This is a genomic window from Streptomyces colwelliae, from assembly GCF_048158785.1.
GTDB lineage: Bacteria > Actinomycetota > Actinomycetes > Streptomycetales > Streptomycetaceae > Streptomyces.
The window spans coordinates 1-16,803 of the sequence record NZ_JBLTJC010000010.1; the positions used below are offsets into that span (position 1 = coordinate 1).

Here is a 16,803-nt window from a genome sequence, read left to right on the forward strand (position 1 = left end):
GTCGAGACGTCCTTCCCGCAGGAGTTGAGCTGCGAGCCGGGCCGCGAACTCGACACCGTCGGCCCCTACGACTCGCAGTCGGCGCAGGTCTGGACGCGGAGTTCGCCGGCGCGGGCGTACTGCGGCAACGCCGATGGGTAGACACCCTCCGCATACTGCGCCGACGGCGTGAGCGTTGACGAACTCCGGAAAAGCAGTGGGTCCGGTCCGAAGTCGTACCGATACTGGCGACGGAGGAAGTGAGGCGCCCATGCCGCAAGTAGAACCGTGTGTGCTCGACGTGCTCACGGAAGCGGCGTCGAACGCCGCTTCCTGCGAGGACATCGCCGCCGTGCTCGCGGCCGCGGACACCGGCACGAACGCGGCCGCCGAGCAGCAGTGCGATGCGCTACTCGCCGCGCTGCGTCTCCGACCCGCCGGGACCGGCAGGGCGCAGACGTTCACCGGGATCGTCCTCGGCCGGCCGCTCAGGGCGTGGCCTGCGAGCCTGTCCGACGTCGGCGCCGACCAGATGGAGACCTGGAGCGCGTACGCCGAGGCCGTGACCAACTCTTTTGTCCGGGGACGCCTCCATCACCTTCTGCTCGTCGCAGGCCACGGTCGCAAGGTCGATCGGATCCGGGGCGCGGCCGCCGGGTACCTGGACGCGGTGCCGCTTCTGCTCGCCGCCCGCAAGCGCTTCCGCGGGCTGGTGGGTGCGACCGAGTGTCTGCGCTGGGCCGGAGACCTCGCCCGGACCTTCAACCAGACCGACCTGTGCGAGCGCGTCACCGACGAGACGGTCGCCCTGGCCGAGCGCGTCCTTGCCGCTCCCGAGGACGAGACGGCGATCATGGCCGATCTCCTGGAGGGGCTGCGTGTCCAGCGCTACGACATCACCACCTTCGCGGAACGCGCCGCCCGTCGGTATGCAGGCGATGTGCACGCGCGCGTCGGATTCCTCAAGCTGCTGCGGGAAGAGGCGTCTGAGTTCCGCCGAGTCGGCATCGACACCGAGATCGTCAGCGCCCTCCTCGACGCCGCCGATGCCGACACGGGGTTCCGTCGCCACAACCTGCTGACCCAGGCCGCGACCATCGCGCGGGATCGAGGTCTGCCCGAGCTGAGGGTGCGTGCCGAGATGGCCCTGCAACAGACCGATCCGGACTCCCTGGGATGGACTCGAATCCGTCGCCCGCTCATCCCCCCGCCGGGACTTTTCGCCGGGGCCCGGGCGCACGTCGACGCCGCCCCCAGCCTGCGAGAGGCGCTGTGGCGAACCGCGCAAGACGCCCATCCGGCGATGCGCGAGCACACCGACGACGTGGGCCTCCTGGACGGTCTGCTCCGGCTCCCGCGCACGCGCATCAACACCGCCGGACCCGTCCAGGTCGCTCCGCCCGTCTACGCCGCCGACGACCACCTCGTCGGACTGCAGGTCCTCGCGATGGACTTCCTCGGGCACCTTGCCGCCCATCAGCTCGACCACATCCACGAGCGCTTCGCTCCGGACGAGGCCGAGCTGATCGGCGCCCTCGCCCATGACGCCGTCTTGCCAAAGGCGCGCGCCCGAACTCTGGCCTACGCCTTCCGGTACTTCTGGCTGGGGGAGTTCGACGCAGCGGTGTGCATCGCCCTGCCTCAGGTGGAGCAGATCCTCAGACAGCTCCTGCGCTGGCAAGTCTCGATCTTGTCCGTGGCCAAGGGCCCGTCCCCCGGGACCGTCGACCAGCTGGGCGGACTCGTCCGCAGCATGCCGGCCGCCGGGTATCCCGCGGACTGGAGCCGCGCCCTGGAGCTGCTCCTCGTCGACCCCGACCGCGGCATGAACCTGCGCAACGAGGTCTGCCACGGCCTGATCGACACCCCGCCCAAGCACCGCGTCGCGCTCATCCTCCAGGCGGCGCTGTACTTGCTCAGCTACGCCCACGGACATCGAACCCTCGCCCCGCCCGCTCCCTGAGCGTCCAGCAAGGCTGAACCCAACGGGGGACGTCACCGCCTTCGGGTCCTGTCGCGGTGAAGGCTGAGCATTCCCACTGAAGTCCGAGTGCCTTTCGGCGGACAGCCGGCTTTGTCGGGAGCTGCAGGGTGGCGGATAGCGTGCGGGCATGACGATGACGGGGAAGCGGCGGGTCCTGTACCGGCAGGGCACTGGGTTCTGGCGGATGACGGCGAAGTGGGTTGTGGTCTTCGGGGCCCTGTACCTGGCGGACGGGGGGCTGTTCCGATCGTGGGGCGACGCTCTGGTCTGGCCGATGATCGGGATCCTGCTGTGGGTGCCGTTCGGGATCGGCGTCGTCTGGTATCCGAAGAAGGACCAGCGGATCACGCTGACGACGCGCGAACTGCGTGTGCGGCGCAAGCGGCTGGCCATGGAGCAGGTGAACCTGCTGCACGTGGCGCGGCTGTGGCTGGGAGGGCGGTCGACTGCGGACGACCAGCCGGTGCTGGAGTGGATACGGTTCGACCGAGTGGTGTGGGTTCCGCTCCAAGACGGCCGGGCCTTCGGCGTGGAGTTTCGCGACCCTGCCGCCTTCGCCAAGGTTTTCGGCACCTTCGCCCTCGAGGCGTGTGGCGGGCCGGAGGTCGTCCGCGCTCGAGCTGCAGCGGCAACCTACCCGGAGCCACGCCCGATGCGGCCCCGCTCGGCCGACGACGGCTCCTGGCTGGACGTCCTCGACATCTTCAGCTGAGCGCCGGAAGTGCGCGGCATGGGCAGCGCTGCGTGAAGGGGCATAGAAATAGACAGGGTCGGCGTTCTGGCCGACCCGGCCCGTATTCTTCCGCTGTCAGGAGCGAGAAGCGACAACTTCCTGGACGGTCAACGAAGGCAAGCCGTCAGGCTCCGGTGGGACACGCTCAACGTTCGTTGCGACGGGACACTGTCTCTGACCCTGAACTTGGACTCTGTGCCACTGATATCGGATCAAGACCGAAGCCGGTAGAAGGTTCGCGGGTATTCTCAGTGTGGGGCTCTCCAAGCCTCTGGAAATTAAAAAGGGGCACGTGGAGCGAAGTGGTCCATACCCTGTTCGAGCAATCTGTACAGATTGAAGCTGGTCTCGCGGAGCACGTCTGGCGCATCGGTGCTGGGGAAGTAATGCCAGATCCTGTTGACCGACAGCTTGCTGCGGTCCGAGTTCAGGTGAAATTTGTCGATGGCGGTGAACACGGCGCCTATTCGTGAGGTCTGGCGGACCGTATCGTGCAGTATCTCTGGGTACTCGTCCTCCAGGCGGCTGCCAACCCAGGTCGTGGGTATCCGAAGGAAAACCCATCCGACCTCTCCCTTAGGAAGCTGCGTGGCTGCCTTCTTGAGGACCTTGCGGACCGCGGTGTCCTTGAACTCCGCGTCATCGTCCTTGTTCTTTACTTCGACAGGGACGCGGGGCTGCTCGCCAAGGAATTCAAGCAGGATGTCAAAGTCTTGCCCTTTTATGCCTGATTCCTTGTTTCGTGTCACGGTGGCCGGCAGATGCATCAGGGCAGACAAGACGTCTCCCTCGTACAGTGCGGAGGGAATCTCGTTGGTGCGAGTGTGGTCGATGAAGTGTTGGAACCAAGAGAAGCTCTGGAACTCGTAAACCCGTCGGGCCAGCTCACGTCTGCGGTGAGCGGGGAGAATCCATCGGAAATCCTCCTGCCCGCGCTTGTCCGCCAGTCCAAACCTCTTCGCCACCCATTCAGGGCCAAAGAAGGTCTCCAGTAGATCCTCGGCCAAGATGTCGGTAACGATGCCATCGTTTCCCTGCATAGCCGGGTCCGCCAGCATCATCTGCACGTGCTCGTGGACGGTCTGGTTGTAGACCGCCCATTGAGCATCGACACGCGTGTCGCCCGGGTGTAGCTGCACCCAACGGGTTGCGACGAAGTCGTTGAATGTCGGGATCAGCATCGCGCGGCGTCCCCGTACGCAAGAGTCGGCGCCTCCACCATGCCCCCAGTCCTCGGTCCAACATCAATGGCAGGAACGTAGTAGCCGTCCAACGTCCCTGGCAATCCGGCCACGTTCAGTGTCAGACGACACATTTCGCCCCGCGTCCGAACAAGCCTGGAAACTTGTCCGCGGCGACTGTCACACCGCGCGTCGTCCGCACACCTGTAGCAGGTGACAGCGGACCTCACAGCGGGAGTTGCACGTGACCCACACCCTCACCCCGTACACGCCTCGACAGCAGTGGGGCCTTCGCACAACCGACGCGGTCCTTGATGCGGTCGCCCTGCGCCAGATGGCCACGGGTGAGTCCGAGGAGACCGCCCGAGCCGAGCTCACGGACGCCCAGCACCTCATCTCGACGCCCACCCCCGGACAGGCCCGAGGCGAGGCACGGGTCTTCCAGGCACTCATCACCGCCTACGGCCGCCACCGCCCCATACTCACCGGCGGCCCGTTCGGCATCCGCAGTCTCACCCCCCGCACCGACGAACTGGTGGTGAGGATCGCGCCCTCCCAGGTGGATCGGTGGATCGACGCCCTCGCCTACCGGCAGGGCGGGACCGGCGTCGCAGGCCTGCGCTGGGCCGGCCGGCGAGACGGGATCATCCTGACCTTGCCCGGCACGAAGATGATCCTCGCCGACATCAGCGAGGCAAACTGGCGTGCTGCGCTCGGACGCCGGAGCGCCGACCAGAGCAGCCTCATGCCGCACTGGATCCCCCAGCTCCTCGGAGAGGCCGAGCACACCGCCACCCAGGACGCCGAACTCGCTGGCGCCTGCGACCACCTCTGCGCCACCCTGCGCCGGATCCGGCTTGTCGACGCCCTTACCCGTGGGAGCGGTCACGTCCACCTGTTCACCACCCGCGACCACGGCGACCTCCACCTGATCGAGGCGTGCGAGGCCACCCCCACCGTCCTGCCGTTGTGGACCTCCCGGTCCCTGCCCCTGGCGCTGTGGCCTGCCGGTTCGATACCCGCCCCGGGCCCGAGGGACCCGCGCACTGCTGTGCTCGACCTCCTCACCGAGATCGAACCCGCCCATGCCCCTTCCAGCGCCGCCGACCACCGCGCCGCCCGTGCCCTGTGCCACCTTGCCGGCCTGAACACCGCCCCCGTCCTTGTCCAGGCCGCCGAGCACGTTCTCGACGTCGCCGCTCACGTCCTCGCCGACCCCGCCCACGCCAGCGTGTACGCCTCCGGTGGCTGGGCAGGCAGCTGCCGCACGTATCCCGAAGGCACCGTCCACGGCACCGACCCCTGCCTCCCGCCCGGCGCAGAACAAGTCACCGACCTCCCGGAGGACGCACTGCAGCGCCTCGGCAGGCACTTCACCAGCCGATCCTCCGACACCCCGCGCACCGACCTCGTTAACGCCGGCCAGGAAGAACTCGTCCACCTGCTCGACTGGGCGCTCGCCGCCGCGACCCGCCCCACCAACCGTCGGGACTGGAACCCCAACGGGGCCGACGGCACGCTTCAGCACAGGCAGCAGCTGCCCGACCGCGACGGCACCCTGACCCTGACCGCCAGCACCACCGGCGTCTACCGCGTCAGCCTGGAAGCACTCGGCCTGAGCGACCTCGCCGACGAGGACGACACCGTGGAATGGGAACGCGAGGCCGCACCCTCGCAGAGCGCCGCCGTCCTGCTGGCCGAACACGCCGCGATCGAGGCCGCGGTCTGCCTGCCCTTCCAGCGCGAGCACCGCAAGCAGCGCCTCCTGCTGCCCAGTACGGTGTCGGCCACGGCCGAGCCCACGATCCGGTCCGTCATCGCCGGAGCCGATCACGCCCTGGGCTTCTTCACCCTCGCCAGCCTCCTCGGCCGCTTCCACGACCGCGTCGGCCTCACCCAGGGAGCAACCGACGGCCACTGGCGAACCGATCCTCACTCCGACACCCCGCGCGACCACCCAGCCACCCTCACCGCTCTCATCAGCGACTGGTTCGAACTTCCCTCACCCCACCACGCCGAAGCCGCCAACACCGCCGCGGTCGACAGCCCCGCCTACCTCCGCCACCTCGCCGCCCACCGCGCAGCGCTCGACCCGTTCGTCACCCGCTACCTCGCCGCAGCCGACAGCCTCGCCGGCGCGCGCACTTTCGAAGAGCGCCATGTAGCCGGCTTCGCAGCCCTGCGCACCACCGACCTTTCCGCCCTGGCCTGCACGGAGGTCCGCCCGGTCCGCGAAGGACTCCTCCGCCTGATCAAGTCGATGCCCCAGGACCCCGCCCAGCTGAACGCCTGGTACGAACGCCACCTCGACCGGGCCTGATCCCCGTCGACCCTTGGAAGAAGGAGAGCCCCTCGATGAGTGAGCAACTGCCGGACCCGGCCATGTTCATAGGCCCCATGGGGCACGGGAAAACGCCGCTGCCGGCTGACGCCGACGCTGGCCAGCTCGCAGCCGTGCTGAGGCGCGCCCTGCACACCGTCGAATGCCGCGAACTCGGGCCAGCCGCCGCCGAGCAGACGTTCGGACCGTTCGCGGACACCACGGAAGGCCGGATGACCGTGTTCATGGACGAGGATCAGCTTCGGGCCGACCATCGCGGCCACGAAGAGGTCCAACAACTGGCGCGAGCGGTCCGTGATCGAGGACCGGCCGTGGACGTCGTCTTGGCGCCGCTCAAGCCGTCCGTGCTGCTCCTGGACGAGATGACCCACGTCGTTGGCAAGAGCGCCGGGTCGGCCTCGGGCACCGGCGAGGCCGGGACAGGCTGGCTGTACGCGATGCGGCGGCCACTGGGGCCGGACTTGCCGTACTCGGGTGCTGCCCGGGTGGCGGCGGTCGAGCGGTGAGAGCACCGGGCCCGGGGTGCGGCAGATCCGCAAGGCCAAGACGGCGAACGGGAGCCCGCGGGGCCGCTGCTGGGCGGAGCGCCGCCTTGCCGCCGATCACCAGCGAAGAGAGTCTGACCTGCGGGCGCGGCCCAGGGAAATCCTCTCGGACCGTAGATTCGAATCTGGGTACGCTTTCGCAGCCGGCCCGTGTGCCGGCCTTCAAGCGGGCATGGCCCGCGACGCATCAGGGGGAGCAGATGACCACCACGAAGACATCAGGCGCGGCAGCACCCGCGCCCGCCCACACTTCGGGCATGCCCGTCGCCTTGTTCAGCGACGAGGCATCCGCCGTGATGACGCCCGTGCCCGGCTCGGGCCAGCGCCTGCCGCGGCCGTTGGACACCCTGAAATGGCAGGCGCCCCCCGCCCTGGAAGGCGTCGACGACGACTCGCAGTGACCGACCGCGAGGATGGCCCGGTGCCGTGGATCTCCACGACACCGGGCCACGAAGGCTGGGTCACTCGGCCCGGGTGCTCCAGCCGAAGAAGAGCCAGCTCGGCTCGGGTCCGGCGGCATCGAGCAGCAGCGCTCCGGCGCCCAGCCGGACGCACGCGGCGTCATCCTCGATCAGGCGGTCGGCCAGCCACTCGGCGTCTTCTTCGTTCAAGGGCTCGCCGTCACCGGGCAACGACGAGACATGGGAGGCGTTGAAGTAGCCCGCCGCGACGGCGTGCAGCGCAGCGCGTTCGCGTACGACGGTGACGCGGTCCACCTTCGACAGGTCCGCGCGGGGCGAGAACAGGTCGACCGGGAGTTCTCGGTCTGCGGCGGCGTAGAGGGCGAAGGCGTTCTCGGGCGTGGCGCCGCTCGCGATGAAGCGGAACAGCATGGGGAACGGGTGCATGGCACTCCTTGGGTAGGGCCCGGCCGCCGGGAGGACTGCCCGTCAGCCGGGACGGCTGATGATCAGGCGGGCTGACCGGGAATGACCTGTTCGCCGTTGCGCATGGCGTGCATGATGCGGGCCAGAGCGACGGAGACGGTTCCTTCCGGGCCCGCCGCGTCGTCCCGCCCACCGGCGACCCGTACGTCTGCCTCTCCACCCCGCTGACGCTTCACGTGGAAGGTGCGCTGGTTGAGATCGACGGCGTGCACGAGCCGGACTTCCCGCCGGTTGGGCAGCAGATGGTTCACCCGCACGCCCATCTGCCGGAGCCCCTCCACCGCCGGGGGCAGCGGGACGGTCGTGTCGCGCATCCAGCCCTCAAACATGAACCCGACTGCGCAGACGGGCGCTTGAGACGCGTCGGCGGGCAGGAGAAGGTCCGGGACGGGCGGCAGCGAGCTGCTCAGCCCGCTCAAGGCATCGGCGGGGTTGACGCCGCCGGGGTTCCAGAGGGCCTCGGGATACAGAGCCGTCTCCACCCGATCGCCGGACAGCAGACGCAGCGTGAAGAGGCGGGAGGGGCGGTTCCACCCCTCCCGTTCACCGCACTGGTCCTCGATCGCCACGATGGCGGCGGCGATGGTGTTGGCGTGGGGATCGTCCGCCGAAACGAGGGGAGCGGAGAAGGTGAAGTCGCGGGGCTTCCTGGACATGGCAAACGCGCCTTTCCGTGCAGCCGTAGCCGAGTACGGCCGCGCTGATGCGGTGGAGGAAGAAGGGGGAGAGGCTGAGGACCGACGCTGAAAATGAGAGTTGACAAGGTCTCTGACCTGCGCACTCTCAGTTCGACAGGCATCGTACTAGCGCGATTTTGGGACATTGGAAATGAGAGTGGCGCTGACCTGCGCTTATCGAGAGGCGCGGCGGTGATCTTTGCGTGGGGCCTCCGGCGGGAGCGCTGGCGGGCGCAGCGCTTCTCGCCGCAGGAGGTGATCGCGCATGGCATCCGCACTTTGCCTGCGTCGTCGGTGATCACCAGCGAGGTGGGCCCTCCGACAATTGCTGAGGGGTTGTCAGTGGGGGGCGGTACTCTCAGATTTGGCTCAAATGAGGACCCCGGCGGCGTCGAGGTCGACGGGCACCGGGGTCGCTCCTGATTGGCGTCTGGAACATACCTCGAACACAGCACCGAAGGCACCCAGTGTCATCCGGTTGTGATCATTGCCTCTCGATCTGGCACGCCGGGCCTCCTCGCGGAAATCCGAGGAAGGACCCCCAAGTACAGTGCAATTGATCAGAGCCCGTATCACCGACTACAGATCCATCGAGGACTCCGAGATATTCGACGTCGAGAAGGACGTCACCTGTCTCGTCGGGAAGAACGAGTCGGGCAAGACGACCCTCCTCCAGGCTCTTTTTCGACTCAACCCCGTGGAGACCGCCGGCTTCGACGAGGTGGTTGATTTCCCCGCGCGTAAGACCCGCGAGCGCAAGCAGATCCCGGCTGACCGCAAGATTCCCGTGGTCCGGGCGACGTTCCGCTTCGACGACGCCGAGATGAAGGCCATTGAGGATGAGTTCGGCCCGAAGGCCATGAGGAGCGCCGAGTTCGAAGTCGTCATCGGTTACCGGGACAACTTCAAGACCATCGATCCGAAGTGCAACGAGGCGGCAGTCGTCGATCATCTGCGTTCCGCTTTGGATCTTCCGGCTGCGGCAGCCAGGGCCATCGGGGGTGCGAAGACGATCGCGGACCTTCTCGACGCCCTGGACGAGCTGGAAGAGCCTCCGTCCGACGCATCCGCGCTTGCTGATCGCATCCGTGGCTGGCGCCAGAGCCGGCTCGCGCTGTACTTGATCGACAAGTACATCAAGCCAGCCACGCCGAAGTTCGTTTACTTCGCGGAGTACGACACGATGCCAGGCAAGGTCGCGCTGCCCGATCTGATCCGGCGACGCGACTCAGGAGAACTCAAGCGCGGTGAGCTGGCTCTGCTGAGCCTGCTTGAAATGGCGGGGGTCTCGCCGGAGGAGTTCAAGGACTCCGACCAGCACGAACGTCTTCTGCGTGAGCTGGAGAACTCGGGCAACGTCATCTCGGACGAGGTCTTCGAGTACTGGTCTCAGAACACCGAGCTGGAAGTGCAGCTAAAGGTCCTGCCTCCCGAAGCCGGGGCCCAGCCCCCGTTCGACGCGGGGCCGATCCTTCAGGTACGTGTCTTCAACCGCCGCCACCGGGCTTCGGTGCCTTTCGACGACAGGTCCCGCGGGTTCGTCTGGTTCTTCTCCTTCCTCGCCTACTTCAACGAGTTGGAGGCGGCGGGCACCACGAATCTGATCCTGCTCCTGGACGAGCCGGGTCTGTCACTCCACGGCCGGGCCCAGGCAGACCTGCTCCGCCTGATCGAGGAGCGGCTGGCCCCCAAGCATCAGGTCCTGTACACAACCCACTCGCCATTCATGGTCGATCCCGGAAACCTCCAGAGGGTCCGGACTGTCATCGACATGGAGCGCGGCGGGGCGAAGGTCTCCTCGGAGATCTTCAAAGCTGACGAGGACACCGCCTTCCCACTCCTTGCCGCGATGGGCGTCGAGATGACGCAGACGCTGTTCGTCGGCGAACACACACTCCTTCTCGAAGGCCCGAGCGACCTGATCTACCTCGATGTCCTCACGGACGTCATCGAGGCGAACGGCTCCATCGGGCTTGATCCGCGTTGGGTCAAGACGCCCATCGGCGGCTCCGGAAAGCTGTCCACCTTCGTAACCCTCCTGGGCGCGAACAAGCTGAACGTCGCCGTCCTTGTCGACTCCAGCACCAAGGACGTCGGGGCCGTTCAGCGACTGCGGGACAACGGCCAGCTCGCCAGGAACGGGCTCGTCGAGATCAGCGAGTTCACCGGCACGGCCGACGCAGATGTCGAGGACCTGTTCGACCGGGACTTCTACCTCGAACTCGTCAACCGCGCCTATGCCTCCCAGCTCCTCAAGCCCATCAGCGCCTCGGAACTAAACGCCAAGGACCCTCGGGTAGTCCGGCAGATCGGGGCGGTCTTCAGGAAGCGGAAGATCGCTACACGGTTCAACCACTACAAGCCGGCCGCCGTTCTCCTCCGGGAGCAGGCCACGCTCGCGTCGGGCATTGACGCAGCGACGGTCACGCGAGCCGACCAGCTGTTCATGCGGCTCAACTCCCTGCTCCCCAAGCGGTGAGCTGAGTTCCTCCTGTACGACGTCCTGCCCAGTGCCTTTCCCGTTCTGCCCAACACGCAGAGTCTTACAGGGAAGGCCTGGGCATGGCACGGCCATCGGCTGTCCGCGGTGCCAGTACCTCAAGCAGGACTCGGACAGGACCCGTAACTCACGTTCGTGGCGCGCCCAGATGGGTGATGATGTTGCGGTGAGCTTGGACTTCAGTAACTACGAACTCCGCTGGCCCATAGAGTTGTTCGTCACCGAGGGAGAGCGCATTCTTCGGATGACGGGCTCCTCCTGGGAGGAGCAGGCGAAGTGGTTCCTGACGGAGACCCTCGCAGGGGGCGCGGCCTTGGACTTCGAGGAGGAACCCGGCCGGAGAGATCCGGCGGACGACCCGTGGGCCACCACGACGAGCCGCTGGCGCCGCGTGCCCAGTGTGGAGGATCGGCGTGACTGGTTCGGGGAACTCGTCAAGCGAGCGTCCGAGCTGCGGCACGCGGTTGCGCCCCGGCCGTACTGGTCGCAGCGGCACGGCAACGTCGTCGTCTCTCCCGGCAGCCGGGCAGAGCAGGACGCCCAGGAGGAATTCGCACGGCTCGTCGGGGACTTCGCCGAGAACGGATACCTGGTTGAGTCGTTCGGTCACTACTGCGTGGACGACCACGATGATCTGCCCGACGCCTCGGAGGTGATCGAGCGCCGACTGGGAAGTCCCGACCTGTGGCCCCTGGCTCCGCAGACATGGGACGAGGACACCTTCTACGGCCTCGTCGAGGTGTTCCACGACTTGATCAGCCGCCCCCGGCGGCGACACTTTCACAGCTACGGCGGTTGCGGCTGGCATCACGCGGAGTTCCACAACGGCCCGGCTCGCATCCTGTACCGGTGGCGCGTGAACCGGCTGTTGCACAAAGCCGGCATCGAGTACGAGCTGGCCGCAGAGGGAGAGGACCTCGGTCGACTCGTCGCCGTCACCGATGATGCCCGCTCCGAGCTCGTGCACCGAGCGCTTCATGACAGCCCGCCCGACGTCACCGCCGGCGTGCGCCACGCCATCGCACTCTTCCGAGGACGCGGAACGTCAGCCGAGAGCAAGAGGTCGGCGATCTTCAACGTTGCCCGCGTCCTGGAGGAGCGCCGCGCTCTGATCAAGGAACACCTCGGAAAGGACGAAGGCGCTCTGTTCGAGATCGCCAACCGCTTCGACCTGCGTCACCGTCGGGCCGACCAGCGCGGCGACTACGACGAAGCCTTCCTCGACTGGATCTTCTGGTGGTATCTGGCCACGGTGGAGTTGACAAACGAGCTCATGGCGTCCCGGGGCCTTCCCGCCGAGAGCTGAGCTTGTCCGCCTCCCCGAGTTCCGGACGGATGTGCCCGGGACGCTCCTCGCTGGAGTCTCAGGTCGCCGTGGCGGTGGATCAGCCAGTCCAGGGCGTTCAGCTGCCGTCCTTGACGGCAGAACGCGGATACAGCCCCTTCGGACCCAGCCTCCATGACACCTCTGTTGTATCCAGTCCTGTCTCCGGTGCCGCTTGCCAGGTCGTGAGAACCCCCGCAGTCACCAACTGCTCCAGCAGCGGGGGAAGAGCGGCAGCAAGCACCCCGCACTCTCGCGCCACATGGTCCATCTCCGCCACGCCGTAATCACTTCCGAGGGCCGTGCGGACGACGAAGGACAGGGCGGCAAGTTGTAGCAACGGGGTAGAGGTACGAGCGGAGCAAGCGCCGCGCAATGCCCAGTCGGCGGCGCGGAGCCGGTCGGGCCGTGCCGGGTGCTGGGTGAGCAGACCCGCGTCGAGTACCTGAACTGCCATCACACGAGGGTCGGATGGGCAGGTACGCAACAGTCCTGTTTCGTCGAGCTCGCGCCATACGTCCGCAGCCGATTCGAGGCGAAGACTGCGCAGCACGCCGTAGGGCAGCCTGACTTGAGCCGAGTCGTTCATGCGTAGTGCGCACTGAAGGGCGAGCATGCGGGCACCGGCTCCCGTCTCCCCGGGCAGGGCCGTGGAGAGATAGTTCAGCATCTCGCGCACCCGAATCTGGCTGTCCGGCCCTCTTGGGGATCGTCTGCGTCGAGCGCGCGGCTGTCCGGATGGTGGAGCCGTGGCGGCCAGGGTTGTTTCGGGGACGACGGCGGCCTGGGAGGTGGCCCCCGCGCACGCGGTGCAGGCGTCGGAGAGGCGCCACCGGCGTCCGCCTCGTTCCCGGACGAGGAGGAGCCGGATCGGGCCGTCGCACCCACGGTGGCGGAGATGCTGGCGACAACCACGCTCGTGGCACTGGCAGGTCCGCAGGTGTGCGGGAAGAGGGTCCTGACTGGCGTGCGCGGCCAAGTGGGCCAAGAGTTCGGATCGAGCGGCGGAGCCGACGAGCGGCCGCCCGCTGTGGGTGCACTGATGGCATACGAGTACCGGTCCGCCGGCCTGCGGGCGCAGTTCGACCGTCCAGGTGCGCCGGACTCCCGGGCGCACGGAGCAGAGCCTCATGGCGCGTGTGTTCCTCCCGTCGTTCGCTGCGCCGGCGCTCTGCCGGACTGGACTCGGGCGCACACGCTAGTGCAGACCTCTGCCCGTCGCCCTCGCCCCTGACAGGCCGAAATGAGGCAGTGGCCTGCACCGACAGGGCAGGTGTCTGCACCTTCCGAGGGGTGGGTGACGATCTTCCCGCCCGACTCGGACTTCGAGGCGCTCCGCCTGGAGGTGGGCCGACTGCGCTCGGTGCGGGATGGACCTACGACCAGCTCACTGCCCGAAGTGGCCTGGCCAGGAGGACCCTCATCGATATCGAGCAGGGCCGTACGATCGGCACCGTCCAGCCAATGCCCGCCCTCGCCCACGCGCTCGGCACTCCGCTCGATGAGCTCTTCGGTGCCCCGTTCCCCGGGCATCAACCCCCGCAACTGATGAGCGACTGACGGGCCGTCCGGGCTGGCGGGTGTTCAGTCGATCGGGCAGCTTGATGTGAACGTCTGGGCGAAGGGTCGAACGCATGTCGCCCTGATGAGGCTGTTTGGTGGACATTCACGGCCCAGACGTCGCTCTACGGCGTGTGGGCTGGCACCTTCGCGCACATGCGCCCTTCACCTGTACCCCGACGCTTGGACGGCAGCCCGGTCCTGGCCCACCCGCGACGCTCACTGTGTGTCGATCCCGACAGCCCCAGCAGACTTCTGCGTTGCGCTCAGCGTGACCGCTGCCGTGAATGCGGCAATCAAGTCGAGTGGTATCAGCGAGTCCGGGACCGTCCCGTCCGCCTGCATCCCCAGGAATTGCCGACGGCCGCGGTGCCCGCCGACCACCGCTGGCACGTCAGCTCCGGCCTTGCCTATCCCTCCGGAGACGGCAGCGACTGGTGCCGACTGACCCACGCCAGCGTCTGCCCGGCCCGTAACGCCGACACCGCCGCAATCCCCGATCTGACGAGCCTCCGTCGGACGTTGGCCGTGAACACGCGCCGCCTGGTGGACGCCGGAAGCTTCACCCCAGCGGCAGCACCGACGGGCCCTGCGGCCCGGCAGCCGGAGGGCCCCTGCCGGCCGGCCAGACCCGTCGTCCAGATCCTGTACGTCCGCTACCTCGCCACACGCCCCCTGGATGAGATCCAGTGCGTGGCCCAGACACGGCGACGCGACCGATGCACCGCCGGGATGCTCGCCTCTGACGGCCCAGCAGGCGTCTGGAGGCTGGTTCCCGCAACGGCCTCCGACGGGCAACTGGCTCTGCCTGCCGAGGTGATGGCACTGTACGACCTGAGCCTTCTGCCGTACGCCGAACAGCTCCGCTGGCGAACGCAGCGCTGCCCCCAGCACGCGGCCACCCCAACAGCCGCGGATCTGGCACTGACGGACTGGGAACCCTTCGACCCGCTCGTCCACCATGCGTACGTACACCGACGTCTCCCCACCCACAGCCGCCGACCGCAGCCGGGCGGCGGGGCGCAGAAGGCGGTCCGGTGATGAGAAGACGGCATGCCGTAGAAATCATCCTGACCAGGCCGGTCACCCGAGCAGAGCTGCACAGAGCCTGCCGCCGAGTGCCGCTCGCCGCGAACGCGGACCGCACCCGCCTGATGGCCGTGCGCGGGGCGAAGTCATCACGACGCGCGCTGCGGTCCCTCCGCCACGAACTCGACCGGCTCCTGCCCATCGACGTCCTGACGACCCACTACCCCGACGCGTCAGGTCAGGTCCTTCTCAACGTCGCCTTCACCCGCACCATGCACTCCACGATCTGTCAGGTCGCGACAGCTCGGGGACGGAAGCCTGCGGACTTCCTCGCCCAGGCCGTCGTAGGAGCACTTGAACGGGCCGAGCAAGCTCGCACCCGCCACTTGACCAGACAGCTCCAGGACCTTCTCGTCGATCACACGCCTGAAGCCCTACTCGCGTGTGCGGCACGCGTCCTGCTCGACCGCCGGCGCCAACCAACGGGTTCCTCGCCCGAAGCGGACGACCTGAGGCGAAGCACCGTACACACGACCCCTTGACCCTTCTCCACCGCGGAGCCCCTGTTGCACACCCCCACCGACGAACAGACCCACGCCGTCGACGCTTTCCGGGACGGCCACCACATGGTGCTGCAGGCCGGCGCCGGCACAGGCAAGACCAGCACGCTGGCTCTGCTGGCTGCGAACACTCGACGCCGAGGCCGCTATCTCGCCTTCAACAAGGACATCGCCGACGACGCCGCCGCACGGTTTCCGCGCTCGGTGCAGTGCAGGACCGCTCACGCCACGGCCTTCGCAGCCGTCGGTCACCGGTTCACTCGCCGGCTCAACAGTCCGCGCCAGCCTGCCTGGCGGATCGGGCACGCCCTGGGCATCAGATCCCTCGTCCGTATCGGTGATCACGAGATCAGCCATCGGACCCTGTCCCACACGGTGTTGCGTACGGTCACCCGCTTCTGCCAGTCCGCCGACAGGACCCTGGCCCCCCACCACGTGCCGGCTCTGCGCAGGTTGGGCACACTGAAAGAGCGTGCCCAACTCGCCGAAGCTGTCATGCCGTTCGCAGGAAAGGCATGGAACGATCTACAGAATGCCGATGACGGCGTAGTCCGGTTCGACCACGACCACTACCTGAAGATGTGGGCCCTGACCGAGCCGAAGATCGAGGCCGACTTCCTCCTCCTCGACGAGGCCCAGGACACTAACCCCGTCCTGGAGCGGGTCTTCGCAGCCCAACGCGGCCACGCCCAACTGGTCATGGTCGGCGACTCCGCCCAAGCCATCTACGGGTGGCGCGGGGCCCGAGACGTGATGACAGGTTTCGACGCCACCCACCTCACCTTGACCCGCTCCTTCCGCTTCGGCCCGCTCCTCGCCGAACAAGCCAACCGGTGGCTCGCGTTCACCGACGCGCCGATCCGGCTGACTGGTTCCGACGCCATTCCAACGAAGGTCGGCCCGGTCACCTGTCCGGACGCGGTGCTGTGCCGCACCAACATCGGGGCCATGACCGAGGTTATGAGACTGCTGGAGGAGGGTCGTCGGGTGGCGCTCACCCGAGGCGGACAGACGCTCATCGCACTGGCACGCGCCGCGCAGGACCTCAAGGACGGCCGACGCACATCCCACCCCGAACTGGTTCTCTTCTCCTCATGGGGTGAGTTGCAGGAATACGCGGAATACGATCCCGCTGGCCGAGATCTCCAGCCGTTCGTGGAGCTTGTCGATACCCGCGGGCCCGAAGCCGTCATCGCCGCCGTCGACGCGCTGACCGACGAAGACAAAGCCGAGGTCACGGTATCCACCGCTCACAAGGCAAAAGGCCGGGAGTGGCTCGGGATCAGAATCGCCGACGACTTTCCCCCGCCGCCGGACAGCGACCAGGTGGACGGCAACGGCCGGCCGATCCCTGAGACCGTGAGTGAAACGGACGCCCGTCTCGCCTACGTCGCAGTCACTCGCGCCCGCCATCAACTGGACCTCGGAGGACTCGCATGGATCGAGAACCAACCAGCTCCTGTCGATTGCGTCCGACAAATCGACGCACATGACTGACCCATA

Annotated in this window: 14 protein-coding genes and 1 pseudogene; 11 read left to right on the plus strand and 4 right to left on the minus strand. The window is 67.5% G+C overall.

Annotated elements, in window-relative coordinates:
- Positions 1-250: 250 nt before the first annotated feature.
- On the plus strand, positions 251-1,942 hold the full coding sequence (locus ACNFOC_RS03660; RefSeq protein ID WP_416956502.1) for a DUF4209 domain-containing protein: 1,692 nt from the start codon (positions 251-253) through the stop codon (positions 1,940-1,942).
- A gap of 148 nt (positions 1,943-2,090) precedes the next feature.
- The gene (locus ACNFOC_RS03665; RefSeq protein ID WP_275538986.1) at positions 2,091-2,675 is read left to right on the plus strand and encodes a hypothetical protein; all 585 of its coding nucleotides are present in this window, start codon (positions 2,091-2,093) and stop codon (positions 2,673-2,675) included.
- 299 nt (positions 2,676-2,974) lie between these two features.
- Here the strand turns inward: ACNFOC_RS03665 and ACNFOC_RS03670 are convergent, their stop codons facing one another.
- Positions 2,975-3,877 (minus strand): hypothetical protein, encoded by a 903-nt coding sequence (locus ACNFOC_RS03670; protein ID WP_275538985.1) that lies wholly within the window; start codon positions 3,875-3,877, stop codon positions 2,975-2,977.
- A gap of 244 nt (positions 3,878-4,121) precedes the next feature.
- On the opposite strand from ACNFOC_RS03670, the gene ACNFOC_RS03675 reads away from it, so the two are divergent.
- From ACNFOC_RS03675 to ACNFOC_RS03685, 3 genes are all read left to right on the plus strand, one after another.
- Positions 4,122-6,197 (plus strand): hypothetical protein, encoded by a 2,076-nt coding sequence (locus tag ACNFOC_RS03675; protein ID WP_416956505.1) that lies wholly within the window; start codon positions 4,122-4,124, stop codon positions 6,195-6,197.
- A 35-nt stretch (positions 6,198-6,232) separates the two neighbouring features.
- Positions 6,233-6,724: a hypothetical protein gene (locus tag ACNFOC_RS03680; RefSeq protein WP_416956507.1), complete on the plus strand. Its 492-nt coding sequence runs from the start codon at positions 6,233-6,235 to the stop codon at positions 6,722-6,724.
- Between the two features lie 296 nt (positions 6,725-7,020).
- The gene (locus ACNFOC_RS03685) at positions 7,021-7,164 is read left to right on the plus strand and encodes a hypothetical protein (protein ID WP_234374049.1); all 144 of its coding nucleotides are present in this window, start codon (positions 7,021-7,023) and stop codon (positions 7,162-7,164) included.
- 60 nt (positions 7,165-7,224) lie between these two features.
- On the opposite strand, the gene ACNFOC_RS03690 is transcribed toward ACNFOC_RS03685, so the two are convergent.
- Positions 7,225-7,611: a hypothetical protein gene (locus ACNFOC_RS03690; RefSeq protein ID WP_416956509.1), complete on the minus strand. Its 387-nt coding sequence runs from the start codon at positions 7,609-7,611 to the stop codon at positions 7,225-7,227.
- 62 nt (positions 7,612-7,673) lie between these two features.
- Positions 7,674-8,306, minus strand: a complete 633-nt coding sequence (locus ACNFOC_RS03695) for a hypothetical protein (protein WP_416956510.1) — start codon at positions 8,304-8,306, stop codon at positions 7,674-7,676.
- 571 nt (positions 8,307-8,877) lie between these two features.
- On the opposite strand from ACNFOC_RS03695, the gene ACNFOC_RS03700 reads away from it, so the two are divergent.
- Both ACNFOC_RS03700 and ACNFOC_RS03705 read left to right on the plus strand, forming a co-directional pair.
- Positions 8,878-10,806 carry an ATP-dependent nuclease gene (locus tag ACNFOC_RS03700; RefSeq protein WP_416956512.1) on the plus strand — a complete coding sequence of 643 codons (1,929 nt, stop codon included), beginning with the start codon at positions 8,878-8,880 and terminating at the stop codon, positions 10,804-10,806.
- Positions 10,807-10,975: 169 nt separating this feature from the next.
- Positions 10,976-12,133 carry a hypothetical protein gene (locus ACNFOC_RS03705; protein ID WP_416956514.1) on the plus strand — a complete coding sequence of 386 codons (1,158 nt, stop codon included), beginning with the start codon at positions 10,976-10,978 and terminating at the stop codon, positions 12,131-12,133.
- A 97-nt stretch (positions 12,134-12,230) separates the two neighbouring features.
- On the opposite strand, the gene ACNFOC_RS03710 is transcribed toward ACNFOC_RS03705, so the two are convergent.
- On the minus strand, positions 12,231-12,830 hold the full coding sequence (locus ACNFOC_RS03710; protein WP_416956516.1) for a hypothetical protein: 600 nt from the start codon (positions 12,828-12,830) through the stop codon (positions 12,231-12,233).
- A gap of 618 nt (positions 12,831-13,448) precedes the next feature.
- Here ACNFOC_RS03710 and ACNFOC_RS03715 point away from each other — a divergent pair.
- From ACNFOC_RS03715 to ACNFOC_RS03730, 4 genes and pseudogenes are all read left to right on the plus strand, one after another.
- Positions 13,449-13,711 (plus strand): annotated as a pseudogene (locus tag ACNFOC_RS03715) (helix-turn-helix transcriptional regulator).
- Between the two features lie 156 nt (positions 13,712-13,867).
- Positions 13,868-14,752 carry a DUF6083 domain-containing protein gene (locus ACNFOC_RS03720; protein WP_416956518.1) on the plus strand — a complete coding sequence of 295 codons (885 nt, stop codon included), beginning with the start codon at positions 13,868-13,870 and terminating at the stop codon, positions 14,750-14,752.
- Positions 14,752-15,282: a hypothetical protein gene (locus tag ACNFOC_RS03725; protein WP_416956520.1), complete on the plus strand. Its 531-nt coding sequence runs from the start codon at positions 14,752-14,754 to the stop codon at positions 15,280-15,282. The genes ACNFOC_RS03720 and ACNFOC_RS03725 overlap by 1 nt, the downstream gene beginning before the upstream one ends.
- 24 nt (positions 15,283-15,306) lie before the next feature.
- The gene (locus ACNFOC_RS03730; protein ID WP_416956522.1) at positions 15,307-16,797 is read left to right on the plus strand and encodes a UvrD-helicase domain-containing protein; all 1,491 of its coding nucleotides are present in this window, start codon (positions 15,307-15,309) and stop codon (positions 16,795-16,797) included.
- Positions 16,798-16,803 lie beyond the last annotated feature (6 nt).

Coding starts and splice junctions, on each gene's coding strand:
- ACNFOC_RS03660 (WP_416956502.1), top strand. CDS start 251: ATGCCGCAAGTAGAACCGTGTGTGCTCGACGTGCTCACGGAAGCGGCG.
- ACNFOC_RS03665 (WP_275538986.1), top strand. CDS start 2,091: ATGACGATGACGGGGAAGCGGCGGGTCCTGTACCGGCAGGGCACTGGG.
- ACNFOC_RS03670 (WP_275538985.1), bottom strand. CDS start 3,877: ATGCTGATCCCGACATTCAACGACTTCGTCGCAACCCGTTGGGTGCAG.
- ACNFOC_RS03680 (WP_416956507.1), top strand. CDS start 6,233: ATGAGTGAGCAACTGCCGGACCCGGCCATGTTCATAGGCCCCATGGGG.
- ACNFOC_RS03685 (WP_234374049.1), top strand. CDS start 7,021: ATGCCCGTCGCCTTGTTCAGCGACGAGGCATCCGCCGTGATGACGCCC.
- ACNFOC_RS03690 (WP_416956509.1), bottom strand. CDS start 7,611: ATGCACCCGTTCCCCATGCTGTTCCGCTTCATCGCGAGCGGCGCCACG.
- ACNFOC_RS03695 (WP_416956510.1), bottom strand. CDS start 8,306: ATGTCCAGGAAGCCCCGCGACTTCACCTTCTCCGCTCCCCTCGTTTCG.
- ACNFOC_RS03705 (WP_416956514.1), top strand. CDS start 10,976: ATGGGTGATGATGTTGCGGTGAGCTTGGACTTCAGTAACTACGAACTC.
- ACNFOC_RS03720 (WP_416956518.1), top strand. CDS start 13,868: ATGCGCCCTTCACCTGTACCCCGACGCTTGGACGGCAGCCCGGTCCTG.
- ACNFOC_RS03725 (WP_416956520.1), top strand. CDS start 14,752: ATGAGAAGACGGCATGCCGTAGAAATCATCCTGACCAGGCCGGTCACC.